Below are 18,657 nucleotides of genomic sequence, written 5' to 3'. Positions count from 1 at the left end.
CGGCGCTGGCAAGAAGTCCTTCCCATGCTAAGGATTGACGATGATATTTACCTCTCATCTTGCGGCGCTGGGCGTCATTGATTTGGTCGCATTAGGCCTGATTGTTGGTCTGTGGATTCTGCTAGGTTGGCTGATCGAACACCCTAGCGCGCGCCGGCCATCGGTGACCGTGCTTGTCGCGCAGCGCCGCCGCGACTGGATGAAGGTCTTTGTGACCCGCGATCCGCGCATTTTTGACAGCCAAATTCTGGCCAGCCTGCGGCAAGGCACGTCGTTCTTTGCGTCCACTAGCTTGCTTGCGATTGGGGGGGTCCTTGCGCTGATCGGCAATACCGATCCGCTGCGCGGTGTCGCGGCAGAGGTGATGTTGGCCGAAACGCCTACGCTGGTCTGGCAGGTTAAACTTGGTCTGGTGACGCTATTTTTGGTCACCGCGTTTTTGAAATTCGTCTGGTCCAACCGTGTCTTCGGCTACTGTTCTGTCTTGATGGCTGCCGTGCCGCAGGACCCAAACGACCCGACTGCCTACCCCCTTGCCGCCCAAGCCGGAGAGTTGAACGTGCGCGCCGCGATGAACTTTAACCGCGGGTTGCGGGCGATGTATTTCGCGCTGGGCGCGCTGGCTTGGTTGATCGGCGCGTGGGCGATGATCCTCGCGACCGTCATCGTCGGCTGGACGATTTGGAGCCGGGAATTCGCATCGATCCCGCGCCGTATCTTGCTGGGTGAAACGCTATGATGCGTCCTTTTGCAGTACTATGCTTGCTGGCCCCGCCCGCGCTTGCCGATACCCCTCAGATCATGGGCATGGAAGCAACCTCTACCGGCGCAGCTTGGCAGATCGACGTGACGCTGGCGCATCCCGACACGGGGTGGGACCACTACGCCGATGGTTGGCGGATCGAGGATAGCGCGGGCACTGTCCTCGCCACCCGCACACTGGCGCATCCACATGTGCACGAGCAACCATTCACCCGGGGACTGACCGTTGCAGAACCGTTGCCAACGCGCATCTTTGTGCGCGTCAGCTGTAACGTTGATGGTTGGGCTGAAAGCGCAGCCCCTTTTGATCTTCAGCCTTAAGCTTTGCGCCCACGCCCTTCGCGCAGCCAAGCCCCGACGGTCAGCAGCGAAGCAATCAGCAAGAAGGCCCAAGCAGGCAAGACTGGCGTGATGCTAATCGCAGCCGTGCGATAAGCCCCGCGCGGCGTGATACCAAGCCAGCCGCGCCCCGCAGCAGGGCGGCCTTCGCGCACGCTGCGCAGATCGATATCCCCGCCCGAAATCGCGGCGATCCCGCCCCGCGTCCCATCGACTGCCGGTTCCAGCAGATCGCCCGTGGCGATGGTCTGCTCGAACTCTTTGGGCGCTGCAGGTCCTAGCGCGATGACGCTATCGAGCGTTCCGTCGGTCAGACGATAAAGGCCAACATCGGGCGCAGTCCAAAGTGCCTCGAACCGGCCCGGGCTGACTTCTTCTAGCTCAAGCACAGTTTCAGTCCCATCAGGCGAAGTGATGGTCACATCTGGCGCGGTCTCTTCCAGCGTGCGGCGGATGATCCGCATGGTCTGCCCGGTGGGTTCGACCCAAAGCGCCTCTTCCTCCAGTTCGGGCTCTTTCATCATCCAATGCGCAAGACGGCGTAGCAATTCTGCCTGCGGCCCGCCCCCTTCATAGCCACGATCCCACAGCCAGCTTTGGTCACTGGCAAGCAGCGCAACACGTCCTTCGCCAACGCGGTTTAGGGTTAGCAGGGGGCGATCATCTAGCCCGGTCATCAAGACCTCTGCCCCGTCCGCCACAACCGTATCGACCAGCCGGAACCAGCGCCCCCAACCGGGACCAATTCCGTCAGCAGACGGCGGCGACATCGCCTCTAAGCCTTCGGTCACAGGATGGCGTTCGCCCAGATCGCTGACCTGCGGCACAAAACCTTCCTCGAACACCCGTGCCGTCGGCGCGCCGGGCAGGATCGATTCCAGCGGAGAGCGATAGATGCTTTCCGCCCCGCCATATTCAGGGCCAGAGGATACAAGCACCGCGCCGCCATTGCGCACATAATTCGCGATGTTTTCCAGATACAGGGCGGGCAGAATGCCCCGCCGACGGTAGCGGTCAAAGACAATCAGATCGAAATCTTCGATCTTTTCCATGAATAGCTCGCGCGTCGGGAATGCGATCAACGACAGCTCCTCTACCGGCACGCCGTCTTGCTTTTCAGGCGGGCGTAGAATGGTGAAATGCACCAGATCAACCGCCGCGTCCGCTTTTAGTAAATTGCGCCATGTCCGCTCGCCCGCATGCGGTTCGCCACTGACAAGCAGCACGCGCAACCGGTCACGCACGCCATTAATCTGCACGACAGCCGCGTTGTTGCGCGGCGTCAACTCTCCGTCCACGGCGGGGGTGTCGAATTGCAGAACATTCATCCCACCATGGGGCAGATCGACAGGCAGTTCGATATCCTGGTCCACAGGCACCTGAAATCCCATCGCCTCGCCGCCGTCGATGCTGATGGTGAGGGGCACAAAGGCATCGCCCTGCGGCGCAGCACCCTGATCCTCGATCCGCAAAGTCAGCGTCACAGGCTCGCCCAGAATGGCAAAGGCGGGGGCGTTCGACACCACAAGCCGCCGGTCCCAATCATCGGGCTGCCCCGTCAGCAGCGCATGCAGCGGCGCGGGCAGGGCAGGGGTGCGCTCCAGATCGTGAAGCCGCCCGTCTGTGAGCAGGATCACCCCAGCGATGCGCCCTTGCGGCTCTTCGGCCAGCGCATCGGACAGACCCGTCATCAACTGCGTGCCGCTGTCCCCATCGCCGTCGCCGACAGTCACAACGCGCAGCTCTGTATTCTCAAGCCCCGCAACCTCGGCGCGGACATTTGCAATCGCGGCCTCGGTCTGGGCCGGGCGGTCACTGATCCGCTGGCTGGCCGAGGCATCGACCACAAGCACGACGATATCGGACAGGGCTTCGCGATCCTCTGACTGCACAGCGGGGTTCAGCAGCGCCGCCAGCAAGGCCAGCCCCGCCAGCCCGCGCAGCCACCAGCCCGGCAGGCGCCGCCAGATAGCCAACCCAACCCCAAGCGCAACCAGCGCGCCCACGATGTAAATCACCACCAGCGGCAGCAGCGGATCAAGCACAACAGTCCCGGTCACAATGCAAGTCCCCTGCTTCTTCTGGTCTTAAATATCTCCGCCGGAGGCATCCAGCCCGGGCAGATTGCGCAACGACAAATCATTGTCCCAACCTTTCCAGCAGGTTCGGCACATGGACCTGATCCGATTTATAATTGCCCGTCAGCACGTGCATGATCAGGTTTACGCCAAAGCGATATGCGTATTCCCGCTGGATCTCTCCAGCCTGTCCGCGCCCCACGGGAAACATCTTGCTGCCCCGCGCGTCGATCGCCCAAGCGCGCGCCCAGTCATTGCCGCCGATCACCACCGGCGTCACACCGTCATTCAGATTGCGGAACGGCATGCCGTCCGCCAGCTCTGCGTCCGGGGGGGATGCTTCGACCCAGACGTCACGGCTGTCCGTGCGGCCGGGGAAGTCCTGCAACAAGTAGAATGTCCGCGTCAGCACGTGGTCTTCGGGGATCGGCTCTAGCGGGGGAATGTCCAGCGACCGGGCGATGACCTGCAACTGCCGCCCTTCGGGGCTTGAAGACCCGAACCGCGCGGTATCGGCATCACGGGTGTCGAACAGAATCATGCCGCCGGACCGCAGGTAGCGGTTCAACTTGGCATAGGCGTCGCGACTGGGCAGGGGGGCGCTGGGCACGACGGGCCAGTACAAGAAGGGAAAGAACGCCAGCTCATCGCGTTCCAGATCAACGGCCATCGGGGCGGCAGGCTCGATCGATGTGCGCCGGAATAGCGTGTCCGACAAACCGCGCAGGCCTGCCTGCGAAATCTCGTCCGTCTGTGCGTCGCCAGTCGTCACATAGCCCAAAACAACGCTGCTGGTGGCCTGAATAGCAAAGTCATCGGCATCCTGCGCCGCGGCCGTACGCGGCATAAATCCGACCAGCACCGCCAGCAGCGCCATCGCTGCGACATCCGCACGCGGCCCGCGCAGGCGGCCACCAACGGCGAGAGAGGCAATCACATCCAGCATCAACATCAGCAGCGCAGCGGCCAGCAGCCAGCCTTGCAGCGGTGTTTCCGCGCGAACTTCCAGTCCTTCGACGGTAATCCGAGCAGGCCATTGGGCGGTCGACAGTGTGGTGTCGGGCCCGGCGATATTCACGGCAACACTGGCGTCGTCATTGGCATAAAGGCCCGGCGGCAGGTCTGGCCCGGCAGTGCCGTCTGCAATCAACTCGCCGGCAACGCCCGCCTGCGCACGCGCGTCGTCCAGCCGCCCAAACGCGTCCAATCGGGCCTGCGGCAGCCAGATGGTGCCTTCCAAATCGCCCGGCTCTGGCGTGGCGGCGCGGGTCGAAATGGCGAGCCGTTCCAGCATCTGCACGAACAGACCGGACAGCGGCAAGGTGGACCATTCGGCGTTTGCCGTCACATGCATCAATACGATTTGACCTTCGCCGACGGTTTTGCGCGTCACCAGCGGCGTGCCATCGGCCAGTTGCGCAATAGACCGATCCGCAAGGGACGGATCAGGCTGCGCCACGACCTGAGAGGTGACGGTGACGTCATCTGGAATTTGCAGACCGAAGAAAGGAGAGCTTTCGGGAAAGGGGGCCAGCGATTTCGGCTCTCCCCAGCTGAGCGCGCCGCCGACGCTGCGTCCGCCAGCACGCAGGCGCACGGGCAGCAGGGGGTCTTCGCTGGTGCGGCCAACGTCGGATGCCGCAAGGCGCGGGCCCGCGAAGCGCAGCAAAAGCCCGCCGTCTTCGACCCATTGCAGTAGGGAGTCTTCCTCTGTCCCAGCCAGATTGGCGACATCGGCTAGGACAACGACATCTGGGTTGGCTTGCAGCACATCGGCCAGTGTTCCGTCGATCAGATCGGCGGTCGGGGACAAGGCTTCGCGCAGGTAATATAGCGGTGACAGCAGATCGAGGCCTTCTGCCTCTCCGCCGCCTGCGATCAGCGCGACTTCGCGTCGGCGCAAAGCATCGTCGGTCAGCGTCACGGCCCCTGCAGACCGAGCCGCGGCGACGGCAAAGCGGCTGACGCGGTTGCGCAATTCTGGTGGCAGGGACAGGGTGACCTCTGCTGCGCTATTGCCTGCGTTAAATGTCATGTCGACGGCGGCAAGCACGCGTTCAGTGCCTGCCGGATCAAGGCCGATCGCTTGCACGGGCACGGTCAGTTTTGGTCCGCTGGGGGTGCGCACGGCAGACAGGGCAATCGCGCCGTCTTCGAACCGGGCGGGGCGCAGGGCGACAGTACTGCGCGGGGTTTGGAATACGGTCACAGTGCCACGCGCCTCTAGCGCAGCCAGCAAAAGCGTGCGGCTGTCGCGGGCAAGGCCGTCTGACAGCCAGAAGGTTTCGAAATTGCCGGTCAGGGTATCGGCAAAGTCTGCGACGGCGGCGGTGTCAGGTTCCCACGCGGCGGGGGTGATGTTCGGCAGTTGCTGCGACACGGCAGCGGCGGGCTGAAAGTTCGGACCATCCACGGGCGGGGCGGTCAGCGTGACGATCGCAGCGGTACGCCCCGCCCGTGCTGCTTCGTCCAGCAGTCCGGACATTCGGTCGGTCCGCGCATCCCAATCGCGGGCGTCGGCCCATGTGCCATCGGCGATGATCAGCAGCGGTCCGGTGCCGGGGCGGGCAGCTTGCGGGTTCAGGATCGGCCCGGCAAAGCCGACAATCACGGCGGCGACGGCTGCAAGGCGGAGCAGCAACAGCCACCAAGGCGTGCGGTCAGACTGGCTTTCGGCGTCGGCAAGGCCAAGCAGCAGCGCCACGCCGGGAAAGCGGCGGCGGATCGGTGCGGGTGGTACAGCGCGTAGCAGGATCCACAAAACCGGCAGCGCGATCAGGCCGAGCAAAAGCCAGCCAGACGTGAATGCGAGGGGGCCGAGGGTGAACATCAGGCGGGCCTTTTGCTAGGTGCGACGTCTTGGGGCTCTGCCGTCGCCATTGTCTCTTGGACCAATGGCGCGACAACCGCGACCCCCGGGATATTTTTGACGAGAAGAATGGCAGACCAATTGCAGCGTCTCATGCGGGCTGGGCGAGGGATTGATAAAGCCAGAGCAGCGCCTGCGTGGCGGGGGCACCGGTATGATGGGTGCTGAATTGCCAACCGGTGGTGCGGGCAAGCTGGGTCAGGTGATCTTTGCGCGCCGCTAAGCGATCCAAGTAGCGATTGCGCAAGTCGCCAGCTTTCAGGGTTTCGTGGCGCAGGGCGCCCGTCATGGATTCGAAAATGGTGCGCCCGTCGAAGGGGAACGCCTCTTCTTGGGGGTCGAGGATTTGCACGAGCGCGCCGCGCACGCCGTTGTCGGCGGCGCGCGTCAGGGCGTCTTGGACCCCGGTTACGTCGCCCATGAAGTCCGAGATAAAGACCGCCCGAGAGTGCGGGGCCATGCCGCGTGCATCGGGCAAGGCGTAGTCGGCGGCGTCATCGCGCGCCAACAGGTTGGCCATCTGGGTGATCTGGGCCGTGCCGCGGCGCGCAGGTAGGTCATTGCCTGTCAGGCCGACGCGTTCACCGCCCCGGATCAGCAAGATCGCGCAGGCCAGCGCCAGTGTGCGGGCGACGGTTGCCTTTTCCGGCAGCTTATCGGTCGACGCAAAACGCATAGAGGCCCCGAGATCCACCCAGAGCATGACGGACTGCGCGATCTGCCATTCCTTGTCTTGCACAAAGCTGACGTCAGAACGGGCCGAGCGGCGCCAGTCGATGCTACGGGCATGGTCGGTGCTTTGCGCGGGGCGGTATTGCCAGAAGGTATCACCAGTGCCCGCCCTGCGTCGCCCGTGATCCCCAAGGATCACAGTGCTGGCCAACTGTTCTGCCGCTGCCAGCAGGGGCGGCAGCGTGCTGGCCTGCTGTTCGGCAGCGGCGCGAAGGGCGAGGGCACCCGTCATGCGGCGCGGGTGGTCCGGGTGACGTCAGCGGCAATGGTGTCGATGATCGCGTCCAGATCTTCGCCGCGCGCGCGGGCGGCAAAGGACAAGGCCATGCGGTGTTTCAGCACCGGTCCCGCCATTTTGCGAACATCGTCCGCGGTGGGGGCAAGACGCCCTTCCAGCAAGGCTTGCGCACGCACGCACATCATCAGGGCTTGCGCCGCGCGCGGGCCGGGGCCCCAGCTGACGGCACCCCGGATCGCGGCGGGGGCATCGGCATCCGGGCGGCAGGACCGCACCAGATCAAGGATCATTTCCACAATCGCATCGCCGACGGGCATCCGGCGCAGCAGGGTTTGCGCGGCCAGCAACTCATCGGCGGTGAACACAGCTGTCGCCTGCTCTTCGGTCGCGCCGGTAGTGGCGATCAGGATGTCACGCTCTGTTGCGCGGTCGGGGTAGGGCACGTCGATCTGCACAAGGAAGCGGTCAAGCTGCGCCTCTGGTAGGGGGTAGGTGCCTTCTTGCTCCAGCGGGTTCTGCGTCGCAAGCACGTGGAACGGGCGGCCAAGGGGGCGGTGCTGGCCTGCAATCGTGACTTCGCGTTCTTGCATGGCTTGCAGCAAAGCCGACTGGGTGCGCGGCGAAGCGCGGTTGATTTCATCAGCCATCAGTAGCTGGCAAAAGATCGGACCCTCGACAAATCGGAACTGGCGGGTGCCGTCGGGCAGGCTGTCCAGCACCTCTGACCCCAAAATATCGGCGGGCATCAGGTCAGGGGTAAACTGGATGCGGTTGCCGTCCAGCCCCATGACGGTGGACAGGGTATCGACCAGCCGGGTCTTGCCGAGGCCGGGCAAACCTATCAGAACGGCATGACCACCGCAGATCAACGCGGTCAGCGTCAGATCGACAACACGGTCCTGCCCCAGAAAGCGACTAGCAATAGAAGCGCGTGCTTGGGCCAGCTTTTGGCCCAATGTTTCGATTTGAGTGACCAGATCTTCGGTGTCGGACATGACAATGCCTCCTGCAATTCTATGTCTGTCATATCAGCACTTATCCCGGTTGGCCCCAATGGCAAAAGCAACAGACGCACAAAAGAACGTGACACCCAGCGCTGAAGGGCTGGCTGCCGCCGCCCGCAGCGCCCAAAGCGGCAAAGGTTTGCCGCCGGTGCACCTGTGGAACCCGCCGCATTGCGGGGATATCGACATGCGCATCGCGCGGGATGGGACGTGGTTTTATCAGGGCACACCCATCGGGCGGCCTGCACTGGTGCGGCTGTTTTCCACAATCCTGCGGCGCGATGGCGATGACTATGTTCTGGTCACGCCGGGGGAAAAGGTTGGGATCACAGTCGAAGATGCACCCTTTGTCGCGGTCGATTTCCAGCAGCGCGGCGATGACCTTATATTTGAAACCAACGTGGGCGATACGGTCACGGCCAATGCGGATCACCCCATACGGGTTGTGCGCGATGCCGCGACCGGAGAGCCGTCGCCCTATGTCATGGTGCGCAGCAACCTAGAGGCGCTGATTGATCGCAAAAGCTTCTACCGTTTGGTGGATCTGGGGCAGACGCAGGTTGTCGACGGCGCGGATTGGTTCGGCCTGCGGTCTGGCGGAGAGTTTTTCCCGATCATCCCGGCGGACGAGTTGCCCGCTTAGACTGGCTTAAAGCTCATTTCCACGACGTAGCCGTCCGGCGTGCTGCGGCGGTCGACTGTGGCGGCGATCTGCTGGGCAGAGGCGTCCATGATCCGCAGGCCAAGCGATGTCATCGGGTCGCGTGTGGCGTTGTCTTCAACGACACCGACGCCATTGTCGCGGCAAGTCATCTGCACTTTGCCATCGGGCGCATAGGCGAGTGTTACGTGTACTACGCCAGGCTGATCCGCTGGAAAGGCGTGTTTGATCGCATTGGCGATACATTCGGACGCCACGACGGCCAGCGCTGTCGCTTCGGTCGAGGCAAGCTCGAACGCCGCGATATCTGAAGTGATGCGCACGTTGTCAGGGCAGGTGGCGGCCAGATGGCCCAGCACGCCGTCCATAAAGGGCTTCATGTTGACCTTGGCGATGCTGCTGGACTGATGCAGTTCGCGGTGCAGGGCGACGATGGCAGCGACACGCCGTTCGACGGCGGCAAAGGCGGTCAGGGCAGCGGGGTCTTGAATTTTGCTGGCGTAAAGGCGCAGCAAAGACTGGACGGTTTGCAGCGAGTTCTTCACGCGGTGGTCCATCTCTCCGCGTAGGATTTCTTGGTTGCGCAGGGTGCGGCGCAGTTCCAGCTGGTTCATCACCTGTTTGGCCAAAGTCCGCAGCGTTTGGCGCTGTAAATCGGTCAGGTGACGCGGCTTGTCATCCAGCACACACAGGGTACCAATCGCCAGCCCATTGGGCGCGCGCAGCTGAACACCAGCATAAAAGCGCATGCCTTTTTCCGTAATGATCAGCTCGTTATCGGCTGTGCGGGGGTCGTCTGTGGTGTCGTGAATTTCAAGCAGTTCGTCCTGAAGCAGCGCGTGGTCGCAGATTGCTGCGTCCCGCGGTGTGTCCAAGTCGTCGAAGCCATGCTTGGCCTTGAACCATTGGCGCGACTCGTCGACCAGCGAAACGAGCGACACCTTGGTGTCACAAATCCGGGACGCAAGCGCGACGACGTCATCAAAGTCGGCTTCTGCCGGGGTGTCGATGATATCGTAGTCAGCAAGCGTTTGCAGACGTTCAGCTTCTTGAGGGTGCGAAGGCGCGCGCATAATGCGGTTTTCCAGTAAGGCAACGTCATGGACGGCCGTATTTCGCCCGGCACACAAAGTGATGCAAGACCGTAAAGCTGCTCTGCTATCGGATAACATGACAAGGCCGCCCGCAATGTCTTGCGGACGGCCTGAAATCTTAAACGAGAGCAGTCTTATCAGACACTTGTGCAGATGTACTTCATCTCGAGGTAGTCGTCAGTGCCGTGGTGGCTGCCTTCGCGGCCAAGGCCGGACTGCTTGACGCCGCCAAAGGGGGCGACTTCGGTGCTGATCACACCGGTGTTCACGCCGACAATGCCGTATTCCAGCGCCTCTTGCACCTTATACACGCGGCTGATGTCCTTGGCGAAGAAGTAGGACGCCAGGCCAAAGATCGTGTCGTTGGCCATGGCGATCACTTCGTCTTCGTCCTCGAACATGAACAGCGGGGCAAAGGGGCCAAAGGTTTCTTCGGTCGCAACCTTCATGTCCTGCGTCGCGCCAGTCACGATGGTTGGCTGAAAGAATTGACCGCCCAGCGCGTGCTCTTCTCCGCCAGAGATCAGCTTGCCGCCTTTGGCCAGCGCGTCGGCAAGATGCTCTTTCACCTTTTCCTTGGCGGATGGTTCAATCAGCGGGCCAAGGTCGGTGCCAGCGGTCAGGCCGTCGCCAACTGTCAGCTTTTCGACGGCGATCTTCAGCTTTTGCGCGAATTCGTCATAGACGCCTTTTTGCACATAGATCCGGTTGGCGCAGACGCAGGTCTGGCCGTTGTTGCGGAACTTACAAGCAATCGCGCCTTCAACGGCGGCGTCGATATCGGCGTCGTCGAACACGATGAACGGCGCATTGCCGCCCAGCTCCATCGAACATTTCATGACCTGATCGGCAGCCTGCTTCAGCAAGATGCGGCCAACTTCGGTGGATCCGGTAAAGGTCAGTTTGCGCACAATGGGGTTTTCGCAGAACTCTTTGCCGACTTCGGACGACGACGACGAGGTTACGACAGAAAACACACCCTTCGGCACGCCAGCCTCTTCGGCCAGTTTACCCATCGCCAGCGCAGACAGCGGCGTCAGGGACGCGGGGCGCACGATGAAACCGCAGCCAACGGCCAGCGCAGGCGCGACCTTGCGGGCGATCATGGCGTTTGGAAAGTTCCACGGCGTGATTGCGGCGGCAACGCCAATGGGCTGCTTGATGACCATGATGCGCTTGTCTGGACCGTGGCCGGGAATGGTTTCACCGTAAACGCGCTTTGCCTCTTCGCCGAACCATTCGATGTAGCCCGCGCCATAAGCGACTTCGCCGCGGCTTTCGGTCAAAGGCTTGCCCTGTTCGGCGGTCATGATGATCGCCAAGTCTTCTTGGTGTTCCATCATCAGGTCGTACCACTTGCGCATCACGGCAGCGCGGGCCTTGCCAGTTTGCGCGGCCCAGCCTTTGCGCGCCTTATCGGCAACGGCGATGGCGGCGTTGATTTCGGCGCGGCTTAGGTCAGGCACGGTGGCAATGACGTCGCCGCGGGCGGGGTTCGTGACCTCGATGGTTTTGCCGGATTTGGCATCGACCCATTCGCCCGCCAAAAAGGCCTGCTGGCAAAGCAGGTCCGGACGCTTGAGTTGGCTGGCAAGGTCTGTCTTCTGGTCAAGCATGGCGCTCTCCGCATTTCAGGGTAGGGTTGTCACAGGCATATAGGCTCTGTGGGCGAAAGGGAAACGGCGATGGATTTGGACGATGCTTATGCAAATGGGCCCCACATACCGGGTGGCGACGCCTTTCCGGCGCAATGGGCGGCCAAGGCGAAGGCGTTTCGTGCTGCAGTACCGGGCGCGTTGAACCAACCCTATGGCCCCCGCCCAAGAGAGGTGTTCGATCTGTTTGAACCTGCCGGCGACGCGCTGGGCACTGTGGTGTTCGTGCATGGCGGTTACTGGCGCAGCACGGACAAGGATCTGTGGACCCATCTGGCGGCAGGCCCGCTGGCACGAGGGTGGCGGGTGGCCAGTGTGGACTATGACCTGTGCCCCGATGTGACGATCCCGCAAATCACCCGGCAGATCGCGGCGGCGATTGGTGTCATCGCGGATCGCTGCGCGGGCCCATTGCGGCTGACGGGGCATTCGGCTGGCGGGCATCTGGTGGCGCGGATGCTGGACCCGCAGGTGGCGGGCGATTGGATAAAACGGGTGGCAGGCGTTGTCCCGATCTCTCCACTCTGTGATCTGGAACCGTTTTTGCGCACCAGTATGAACGCAGACTTTGGTCTTGATGCGGGCACAGCGCGTGCTGAAAGCCCGATCCATCAGCCGATCCCCGATGCTGCGGTGACGGTCTGGGTCGGCGGGGCAGAGCGGCCCGCGTTTCTGGATCAAGCGCGCTGGCTGGGTCAGGCGTGGAATTGCCCGGTGGTGATTGACGATGGGCGGCACCACTTTGACATTATCGCAGGCCTAGAGGACGCGGAATCAAAGCTCACGCAGGACGTTGTCGGCGGCTAAGGCGGATTACACGTCGACGATGACATGCCCCAGATAGGTCAGATGCTCTGTGTCATCGACGGTATAGGGTAGGTCGTGAAAGGCGTTTTCCGTTATCATGATCAGCGTGTCGTCACCGGCAAGCCGCAGCATGATGTCGTCAGCCTCGTCACTCGGCATGAATTCTAGCAACCTGGCAAGGATGTCGCCGTGGACAACCTCGACCTCGTTTTCGTCGATAAAGGCACCATCGAGTTCCTGCGTCAGACGGCTGGGCAAGTCGGTGCCGGGCGGCGGGGTGCAAAAGGCGTCAGCTTCGCTGCGCGATGGAAAGTTTGCGCCAAACAGATGTAATTGCAGATGCGCCTCGTCCAGATGCACGGGCGCATGCGGCTGTTCTAGCCGGGTACTTTCAGAGGGAATCAGCTTTTTAAGATCCCGCAATCCACGCCGCGCCACATAGCGCATCAAACGGTTCAGCAGGAAGTTCATGTTCATGTCAGGCGGCCTTCGTCTGGATTTCGCGCGGTGCCGGTGATCAACCCGGTGGGATCGTTACACACCCAAGTTGCGGCGGCACAAAGGTTACACCGTGTTCAAAATAGGCCCGTGGCCACTCATTTCGAGTGATATCGCGGGGATTAAAGTCGCGCCCGCTGCTGGTCGCGCCTAAACCTTTAGCGGTCAACTGGGTTTGACGCATTGAAACATAACGCGGCACGGCATTGCATTGCCATTTTACGCCAGAATGATAACTAGGATTGACATTTTTATTTGTGGTGCTGCCCCATATGACGTTTTCGAAAGCCTTAAATCGCCGATCTTTCGGCGCTTTGCTCCTTGCTTCTTCTGCTGCGGCTTGTGCGCCGCGCGTGCCGGATTCTGCCCCCGTCGTGCCGCAAGTGAACTGGTTGCCAGAGTACGGCCCCCTGCGCGATGCGGGATATGATTTGCCCGCAATTCCGCTGCAGTACACCGAAGGCGTCAATCGCCGCATGGAAGGTATTTATACGGGCGAGGCACCTGCAGGTTCGATCGACGTCGATCCTTATGCTAAGTTTCTGTATCACGTGAAATTCGACGGTACGGCGACGCGTTATCCTGTCGGTGTCGGCCGTCAGGGTCGTACATTGTCAGGTCTTGCGACCATCCAGCTGAAAAAGGCTTGGCCGGGCTGGACGCCGACAGCGAACATGCTGCGCACTGAGCCAGAGGTCTATGGTTCATTCCGTGGCGGCATCCCCGGCGGTCTGCGCAGCCCGCTTGGCGCACGTGCGCTGTATATCTATCGTAATGGCCGCGACACCTATTACCGTGTTCACGGCACCAACGATCTGGATAGCATCGGCAATTCCGGCTCTGCTGGCTGTATTCGCATGTTCAACCAAGACATTATTCACCTATTCAATAATGTGTCGTTGCCGATGACGATCAATATTCGGTCCGAAAGTGAATCGATGCGGGTGGATCCAGAATATTATAACCGCGGCCGCGAATTGCCCCCCAAGATTGTCGATCCAGAAGATCTGTTGGGTGCCGAAGCGATTGCAAACGACAAGAAGCCTGACCTAACGCAATTGGCGTTCAACTAAGCCGCGACTTGCCTGAAAAATGCCCCAAACGCATGTGATGCGTATTGGTAAAATTGGCGTGACTCCTTATCTAGGAGTCACGTTTGGCATGTGAGGGATGAAGATGGCGTCGTTTGATCAGCAAATAGAAGATAGTCAGCAGCAGGTTGCGGCCGCGCAGGGCAAGATTGCCGCGCTTACGGGCCGGATCGAAGAGGCCCGTCAGAAGATGGCCGCTGGCACCGACGTCAGTATCGATATCGAAAACGCCACGCTGGACGATGTTCACGCCCATACCGATTTGATGAACGCGAATATCGCGGAATTGATCATGGGGCTAGACGACGTCACCGCAGGCTTTTCCCGCGATTTTGAAGAAATGCGGTCCAAGACGACCTCGGAAAAGTTGATTGGTTTCTTTTCCAAGGGTAAATCGGATTCCATGCGCGAAGAGCGTATGCGTCAGGCCAGCGTCGACGATAAATTGCAGGATTTGATTTCCAAATCCGATGTGATTACGCGCCTGCTGCAAGGTCAGCTGGAAATGCTGAACGATCAAAAGGCCCGCGTCGAAGGCAATTTGACCACCACCCTGTCCGACCGCGAAATTGCCGTGGCAGAGCTGGAGCGTGTACGCGCCGAAGTGCAAAGCATGGACCCTGCGATTATCACACTGGAAAACAAGATTAGCGTCGAACAGGACGCTGGTGTGCGCACTAAGCTGGAAAGCGAGCTTGCCGCGCTGAACACCCGCTATAACGAGCTGGTTCAGGCCGAACAGGTGCAGTTGGCGCAGTCCCAAACGCTGGAGCGTTATATCGAAAAGGGTAAGACCTGGATCGACAGTCTGCAGAACCAAGCCGCGACGCAGATGGTGCTAATTAACAAACTGCAGACAGACACCAAGCAGCGCGTTGTGCTGTATGACGCCCTGTCCAAGTCCTTGAAAACAGCGCAGCAACAGGACGTCGCCCACCGCATCAACGAGATTGGCGTCAAAACGGACCAAGAGGCGCAGACCGCCATGGCCGCCATCGGTGCCGCGACCAACAGCCGGATGGCCGACATGCTAGAAGCGCACGGCGACCACATGGTCTTTGCCCGCGATGTGCTGGAACAGAAGGCCAAGGCGGACGAGCGGTTTATGCGCCGTTTTGCCAAGATTGTAGAGAAGCACGACAGTAATCAGTATGGGGATAACAGCTAAGATGCGCCGATTCGCGGCACCGCTTTGGTTGTCGGGCGTTGCGCTGTGCTTCCCTATTGTCACGTTTCTGACGGAGTCGGGGCAGCATGGTGCGGTTTCTCCAGTGACGGCTTTTGCATATGTCATGTTCTATATTCTAACGGTCCCGATGCTGGGTATGGCTGCTTTGTGGGCTGCTTTCATAGGCATCAGAAAACTGCGCGGGCATCATGGCTGAAACCGACCTCGCCCTTGACCACTTCAAGCTGGAAGACACGCGTGTCACTCGGCGCTATTTTGACAAGTTCGCCCGGATCACGCGGCACCTGTCGCAGGTCGCGGCCACGATGCAGACCGAAGGGCGGCTGTCCAAGGCGGATATCGGGGCGCTGGCAGGCTACCTTGCAGGACTAAACTACAGCTTTACAGCGCTGGCGCATAAGTACCAGTTCGCTGGCCGGGCGTCCCATGCGGGGCAGTTGACCATCGACCGGGTTGAAAGTGGCTTTCCTGTTTACCAAGAGCTGCTTGAGATGGCGAATGATGCGCTGCAGGCAGGGCAGCATCTGGCGGGGATGCCGTCCGTTGATGATCTGAAATCGCAGATGATCCGCCAGATCGTTGGCGATCTGACGATCCCGACGCGGCTGCAATATGCCATGTCTCAGCGGCTCTATTACGAGGAATTGGTGAAGGGCGGCCAGTTTTGGGCCCGCAATGATCCGCAGGCTGTTTTCCTGTCGCACCGCGGCGACCGGCGGCATTTTCTGGTGCATTGGGCTGTCTATGACAGTCAGGTGAACCTGCCGACCCTGTACCTAATGGATGTCGAGGATACGGGCCGGGTTGGCCTGCCCAAGGATGATCGCCGTTGGCCAATGGCGCAAACGCATCTGATGGCGCAGTCGATCGCCGGGCTGAAACTGATGACGATTGCAACGGGGTTTGACGCAGACTTCGACGATCTGCACCCCGTACGGCTGCGGCGCTTTCACGTGGGGCCCATGTATTCCAGCGCCTTTACCCAACAAAACGGCCCGCTGCGCGAAGTGCTAGAGCAGGCCCAGAGTCCGGTGGGTGAGGATTGGGCGCTGGTCTGGACCGAAGAGGATTTGCAGACCGAGCGGGTCGAACAGGTCAAATCCGGCTGGTTCGGCACGGTGGAACGTCAAATCTTTGCCCGCGATCCCTTTGACGCGGGCGCGCAGGATCGGGGCGTGAGCCGGATGGATCGGTCGATCATTATGCCGGCGCGGCCCTATCAAGCGCTTGCTGAACGCCGGCCTGCGGGTTTTGACGATGTGCGTAAGTTTGTCGTTGGCGATGATGGGCGCGTGAGGGGCTATCGGTAGCGTTATGGGATGTGCAGGAGCCTCCGGCGGGAGTTTATTTGGCAAGATGAAGCGGATGATGACATGAGCGAGACCGGCAATCGGATGGAGTTGCGCGAGGCGGATATCAGGGCACATTACGCTGCAGCCTTAGCGCTTCTGAATCGGTTGGAACATGCACCGCGTCTGGCTGTCGCCTCTGCTCCGTCCCCTGCGCAGGAACGGTCGTCCGGTGTCGGTACACGGCGGGCATTTCGCAGCACGACTCCGGGCCTTGTCACCCGGCGAACGGTCGCCAGCGACGGGGTGGCCTTGCGGGGCCGGATCGCGGCAGTCGCGGATGGTGATCTGGTGACGCCTGTGCAGGCGCAGGTGACGCAAGCGCTACGGCGGGGACTTGCGATTGCTATGGGTGTCGCGGATCAGTTTGCGGATCGCACTGGGCTGGCGGCGCTGAAGCGCGCGAGCCTTGAGGGCACTTTGCCCGAAGATCGCCGCGCCGGGTTTGTACATCTGCTAGAGGCAGAGGCAGTAATTTCGCTGTTTGTGCTGGCCTCTGCTGCTGGGTTTTTGCTTGCTGATCAAGCGGGGACGGCTGCGGTCGAACTGAGCGAAGTTGAAGAGGTGTTGACCGATAATGCCCCCCTCGCGCTGAATGGCGTACTGTGGGAGCTGGATCAGGATATCGCAGCGCTGGCGAAGGATGACGACACACTGGTCGCCGTGGTCATCGCATTTTGTGATGCGCTGGCCGATAAGGTTGCGGCACGCGCCGCCGCGATGCCGGGGCTAGAGGCGTTTACCCAGGCGACATGGCACGTCGCTGCGGACGACTTTACTGTTCAGGGGTTTGCCGCGCCGCATGCGCGCAAAAGCACGAAACTGACGATGAGTTTCAAGACGCCAGAGCAGGTCGTGGGCAACCACATCGCTAAGGCGCAGGCGTTGCGCCTGTCAAAGATGCTGATGGCCTATGACTTTGATCGGCGGATGAACCCCTTTGCTGATCTGGGCGGATTTATCTTCACCTTTATGGGCGACGGTAAGCCGGGGACGGGCAAAACCACATTAATCCAGATGATGGCGGGGCTGGTGTCCGGGTATTGCGATACGGCGGGTTATCCATTCCGCTATCAGAACCTAAGCACCGATAATATCGACAGTTATCAGGGCAAGTCGGGGCAAAATGCCAAGGCCTTCATTACCAATATCATTGATCCTGCGGTGATTGGGTTTGGGACCATCGACGATATCGACCAATTGGCCGGCAAGCGCGGCGATCGCCAGTCCAGCGCGGGCCAATTGGAGATCACCGCAGTGCTGATGGAAAGCTTTGCCGGGGCGAATACCGTGGTGCGCGGCAATTGCACATTTGGCATGTTCAGTAACTATCCCGAGAACGTCGATGATGCCTTGCGCCAACGCGCCGGCGCGCGGTTTCTGGTGGACGGACCGCAAAGCCGTGAGGATTACATCGATATTCTGTCACTGCTGATGGGCAAAAACCACGATATCCCGCTGGGCGATCATGATGCCTTTGCCGCGCAGGCGATCCAAAAGGCGGTCGCAGCCAGTTATGCCAGCCACGCGCGCCCGCATGAAGAGGGTTTGCTGCGGGTATTTGAGCGTGTTCAGGCGCAACATGGCGATCTGGATACGCTGGCGAAGCTGGGCACCTATCTGAAAGCGATCCAAGAGGCGGATGAGCGCTTTACTGGCCGCGCGATCAAGAACATCACTGACGCGGTCAAGGTGCGGGCGATGGACTTTGAACTGCCGGACGATTGGATGGACCAGCCCGACCTGTTCCTGCGGCAGGACTACGACACGAAACTTGGGATGATCCGCGAGCTGCGCCAGCCGATCACGACGGATATGGTTTTGCAGGAAATCAACCGCTACGCCGATAGCGAATTCCGCTATGCGGACAAGTCGGACGAAGTCGCCATCGACAACGCGGTGCGGGACATGCAGCGCATGGACGCTGCGCGCAAACGCTATGCCGCGAGCCTTGGTGCATGACCGAAGGGCTGCTTATTCCTGCAATCGCCTTGGGCCTGCTGGGGTGGCTGGTGCCAAAACTGTGGTCGATGGTCCTGCCAGAGGGGCTGCCTGCATTGGCGGTGAATGCAGTGCTGTCAGCTTTGGTTCTAACGGCGCTGACGAGCATATACTTTATGGTCCAATATTGGGCGGCAGGGGTCACACTGGCGCGGCTGATTGATCAGGGGCTGCTGGGGAACGCCATCTATTTTGGACGTCTGGGATTGGCCGCTGCGATCATCTGGGCACCCATGATAGGGCTATCGCTGATGGGACTGCCGCGCACTTGGGTGCGGGTAACATGGTGA

Annotated in this window: 16 protein-coding genes; 9 read left to right on the top strand and 7 right to left on the bottom strand. The window is 60.9% G+C overall.

Annotation, left to right across the window (positions count from 1 at the left end):
* Positions 1 to 40: 40 nt before the first annotated feature.
* A complete protein-coding gene (locus tag KBW81_RS14620) occupies positions 41 to 739 on the top strand; it encodes a DUF599 domain-containing protein (RefSeq protein ID WP_254247671.1) in 699 nt (232 codons plus the stop codon).
* Positions 736 to 1,083 (top strand): hypothetical protein, encoded by a 348-nt coding sequence (locus KBW81_RS14615; RefSeq protein WP_254247670.1) that lies wholly within the window; start codon positions 736 to 738, stop codon positions 1,081 to 1,083. Before KBW81_RS14620 ends, KBW81_RS14615 begins: the two co-directional genes overlap by 4 nt.
* On the opposite strand, the gene KBW81_RS14610 is transcribed toward KBW81_RS14615, so the two are convergent.
* From KBW81_RS14610 to KBW81_RS14595, 4 genes are all read right to left on the bottom strand, one after another.
* Positions 1,080 to 3,161 carry a hypothetical protein gene (locus KBW81_RS14610; RefSeq protein WP_254247669.1) on the bottom strand — a complete coding sequence of 694 codons (2,082 nt, stop codon included), beginning with the start codon at positions 3,159 to 3,161 and terminating at the stop codon, positions 1,080 to 1,082. The two genes, KBW81_RS14615 and KBW81_RS14610, sit on opposite strands and share 4 nt — an antisense overlap.
* A gap of 79 nt (positions 3,162 to 3,240) precedes the next feature.
* Positions 3,241 to 6,009, bottom strand: a complete 2,769-nt coding sequence (locus KBW81_RS14605) for a DUF4159 domain-containing protein (protein WP_254247668.1) — start codon at positions 6,007 to 6,009, stop codon at positions 3,241 to 3,243.
* A 130-nt stretch (positions 6,010 to 6,139) separates the two neighbouring features.
* Positions 6,140 to 7,012, bottom strand: coding sequence for a DUF58 domain-containing protein (locus KBW81_RS14600; RefSeq protein ID WP_254247667.1), 873 nt, complete (start codon positions 7,010 to 7,012; stop codon positions 6,140 to 6,142).
* Entirely contained in the window at positions 7,009 to 8,013 is a 1,005-nt protein-coding gene (locus KBW81_RS14595) for an AAA family ATPase (RefSeq protein ID WP_254247666.1), read from the bottom strand. The genes KBW81_RS14600 and KBW81_RS14595 overlap by 4 nt, the downstream gene beginning before the upstream one ends.
* A 58-nt stretch (positions 8,014 to 8,071) precedes the next feature.
* Here KBW81_RS14595 and KBW81_RS14590 point away from each other — a divergent pair, with 58 nt between their 5' ends.
* Positions 8,072 to 8,665, top strand: a complete 594-nt coding sequence (locus KBW81_RS14590; protein ID WP_254247665.1) for a DUF1285 domain-containing protein — start codon at positions 8,072 to 8,074, stop codon at positions 8,663 to 8,665.
* On the opposite strand, the gene KBW81_RS14585 is transcribed toward KBW81_RS14590, so the two are convergent.
* Both KBW81_RS14585 and KBW81_RS14580 read right to left on the bottom strand, forming a co-directional pair.
* Positions 8,662 to 9,756: a sensor histidine kinase gene (locus KBW81_RS14585; protein ID WP_254247664.1), complete on the bottom strand. Its 1,095-nt coding sequence runs from the start codon at positions 9,754 to 9,756 to the stop codon at positions 8,662 to 8,664. The genes KBW81_RS14590 and KBW81_RS14585 overlap by 4 nt on opposite strands.
* 158 nt (positions 9,757 to 9,914) lie before the next feature.
* Positions 9,915 to 11,393 carry an NAD-dependent succinate-semialdehyde dehydrogenase gene (locus KBW81_RS14580; protein ID WP_254247663.1) on the bottom strand — a complete coding sequence of 493 codons (1,479 nt, stop codon included), beginning with the start codon at positions 11,391 to 11,393 and terminating at the stop codon, positions 9,915 to 9,917.
* Positions 11,394 to 11,462: 69 nt separating this feature from the next.
* Here KBW81_RS14580 and KBW81_RS14575 point away from each other — a divergent pair, with 69 nt between their 5' ends.
* Positions 11,463 to 12,239, top strand: a complete 777-nt coding sequence (locus tag KBW81_RS14575; RefSeq protein ID WP_254247662.1) for an alpha/beta hydrolase — start codon at positions 11,463 to 11,465, stop codon at positions 12,237 to 12,239.
* A gap of 6 nt (positions 12,240 to 12,245) precedes the next feature.
* On the opposite strand, the gene KBW81_RS14570 is transcribed toward KBW81_RS14575, so the two are convergent.
* Positions 12,246 to 12,716, bottom strand: coding sequence for a hypothetical protein (locus tag KBW81_RS14570; protein WP_090186364.1), 471 nt, complete (start codon positions 12,714 to 12,716; stop codon positions 12,246 to 12,248).
* Between the two features lie 263 nt (positions 12,717 to 12,979).
* On the opposite strand from KBW81_RS14570, the gene KBW81_RS14565 reads away from it, so the two are divergent.
* The 5 genes from KBW81_RS14565 (at position 12,980) to KBW81_RS14545 (ending at position 18,657) form a co-directional block, all read left to right on the top strand.
* Positions 12,980 to 13,810 carry a L,D-transpeptidase gene (locus KBW81_RS14565; RefSeq protein WP_245754133.1) on the top strand — a complete coding sequence of 277 codons (831 nt, stop codon included), beginning with the start codon at positions 12,980 to 12,982 and terminating at the stop codon, positions 13,808 to 13,810.
* 103 nt (positions 13,811 to 13,913) lie between these two features.
* Entirely contained in the window at positions 13,914 to 14,996 is a 1,083-nt protein-coding gene (locus tag KBW81_RS14560) for a coiled-coil domain-containing protein (protein ID WP_254247661.1), read from the top strand.
* 209 nt (positions 14,997 to 15,205) lie between these two features.
* Complete coding sequence (locus tag KBW81_RS14555) at positions 15,206 to 16,327, top strand: hypothetical protein (protein ID WP_254247660.1); 1,122 nt, start codon at positions 15,206 to 15,208, stop codon at positions 16,325 to 16,327.
* Positions 16,328 to 16,390: 63 nt separating this feature from the next.
* Positions 16,391 to 18,328 (top strand): AAA family ATPase, encoded by a 1,938-nt coding sequence (locus tag KBW81_RS14550; protein WP_254247659.1) that lies wholly within the window; start codon positions 16,391 to 16,393, stop codon positions 18,326 to 18,328.
* Positions 18,325 to 18,657, top strand: a complete 333-nt coding sequence (locus KBW81_RS14545) for a hypothetical protein (RefSeq protein ID WP_090186372.1) — start codon at positions 18,325 to 18,327, stop codon at positions 18,655 to 18,657. The genes KBW81_RS14550 and KBW81_RS14545 overlap by 4 nt, the downstream gene beginning before the upstream one ends.

The sequence above is a fragment of the Loktanella salsilacus genome, assembly GCF_024206795.1.
Lineage (GTDB): Bacteria > Pseudomonadota > Alphaproteobacteria > Rhodobacterales > Rhodobacteraceae > Loktanella > Loktanella salsilacus.
This window is presented reverse-complemented; position numbering and strand designations above follow the sequence as displayed.

Bases quoted from the DNA above. Each gene is read 5' to 3' on its own strand.
- KBW81_RS14620 (WP_254247671.1), top strand. From the start codon at position 41: ATGATATTTACCTCTCATCTTGCGGCGCTGGGCGTCATTGATTTGGTC.
- KBW81_RS14615 (WP_254247670.1), top strand. From the start codon at position 736: ATGATGCGTCCTTTTGCAGTACTATGCTTGCTGGCCCCGCCCGCGCTT.
- KBW81_RS14605 (WP_254247668.1), bottom strand. From the start codon at position 6,009: ATGTTCACCCTCGGCCCCCTCGCATTCACGTCTGGCTGGCTTTTGCTC.
- KBW81_RS14600 (WP_254247667.1), bottom strand. From the start codon at position 7,012: ATGACGGGTGCCCTCGCCCTTCGCGCCGCTGCCGAACAGCAGGCCAGC.
- KBW81_RS14595 (WP_254247666.1), bottom strand. From the start codon at position 8,013: ATGTCCGACACCGAAGATCTGGTCACTCAAATCGAAACATTGGGCCAA.
- KBW81_RS14590 (WP_254247665.1), top strand. From the start codon at position 8,072: ATGGCAAAAGCAACAGACGCACAAAAGAACGTGACACCCAGCGCTGAA.
- KBW81_RS14585 (WP_254247664.1), bottom strand. From the start codon at position 9,756: ATGCGCGCGCCTTCGCACCCTCAAGAAGCTGAACGTCTGCAAACGCTT.
- KBW81_RS14580 (WP_254247663.1), bottom strand. From the start codon at position 11,393: ATGCTTGACCAGAAGACAGACCTTGCCAGCCAACTCAAGCGTCCGGAC.
- KBW81_RS14575 (WP_254247662.1), top strand. From the start codon at position 11,463: ATGGATTTGGACGATGCTTATGCAAATGGGCCCCACATACCGGGTGGC.
- KBW81_RS14570 (WP_090186364.1), bottom strand. From the start codon at position 12,716: ATGAACATGAACTTCCTGCTGAACCGTTTGATGCGCTATGTGGCGCGG.
- KBW81_RS14560 (WP_254247661.1), top strand. From the start codon at position 13,914: ATGGCGTCGTTTGATCAGCAAATAGAAGATAGTCAGCAGCAGGTTGCG.
- KBW81_RS14555 (WP_254247660.1), top strand. From the start codon at position 15,206: ATGGCTGAAACCGACCTCGCCCTTGACCACTTCAAGCTGGAAGACACG.
- KBW81_RS14550 (WP_254247659.1), top strand. From the start codon at position 16,391: ATGAGCGAGACCGGCAATCGGATGGAGTTGCGCGAGGCGGATATCAGG.
- KBW81_RS14545 (WP_090186372.1), top strand. From the start codon at position 18,325: ATGACCGAAGGGCTGCTTATTCCTGCAATCGCCTTGGGCCTGCTGGGG.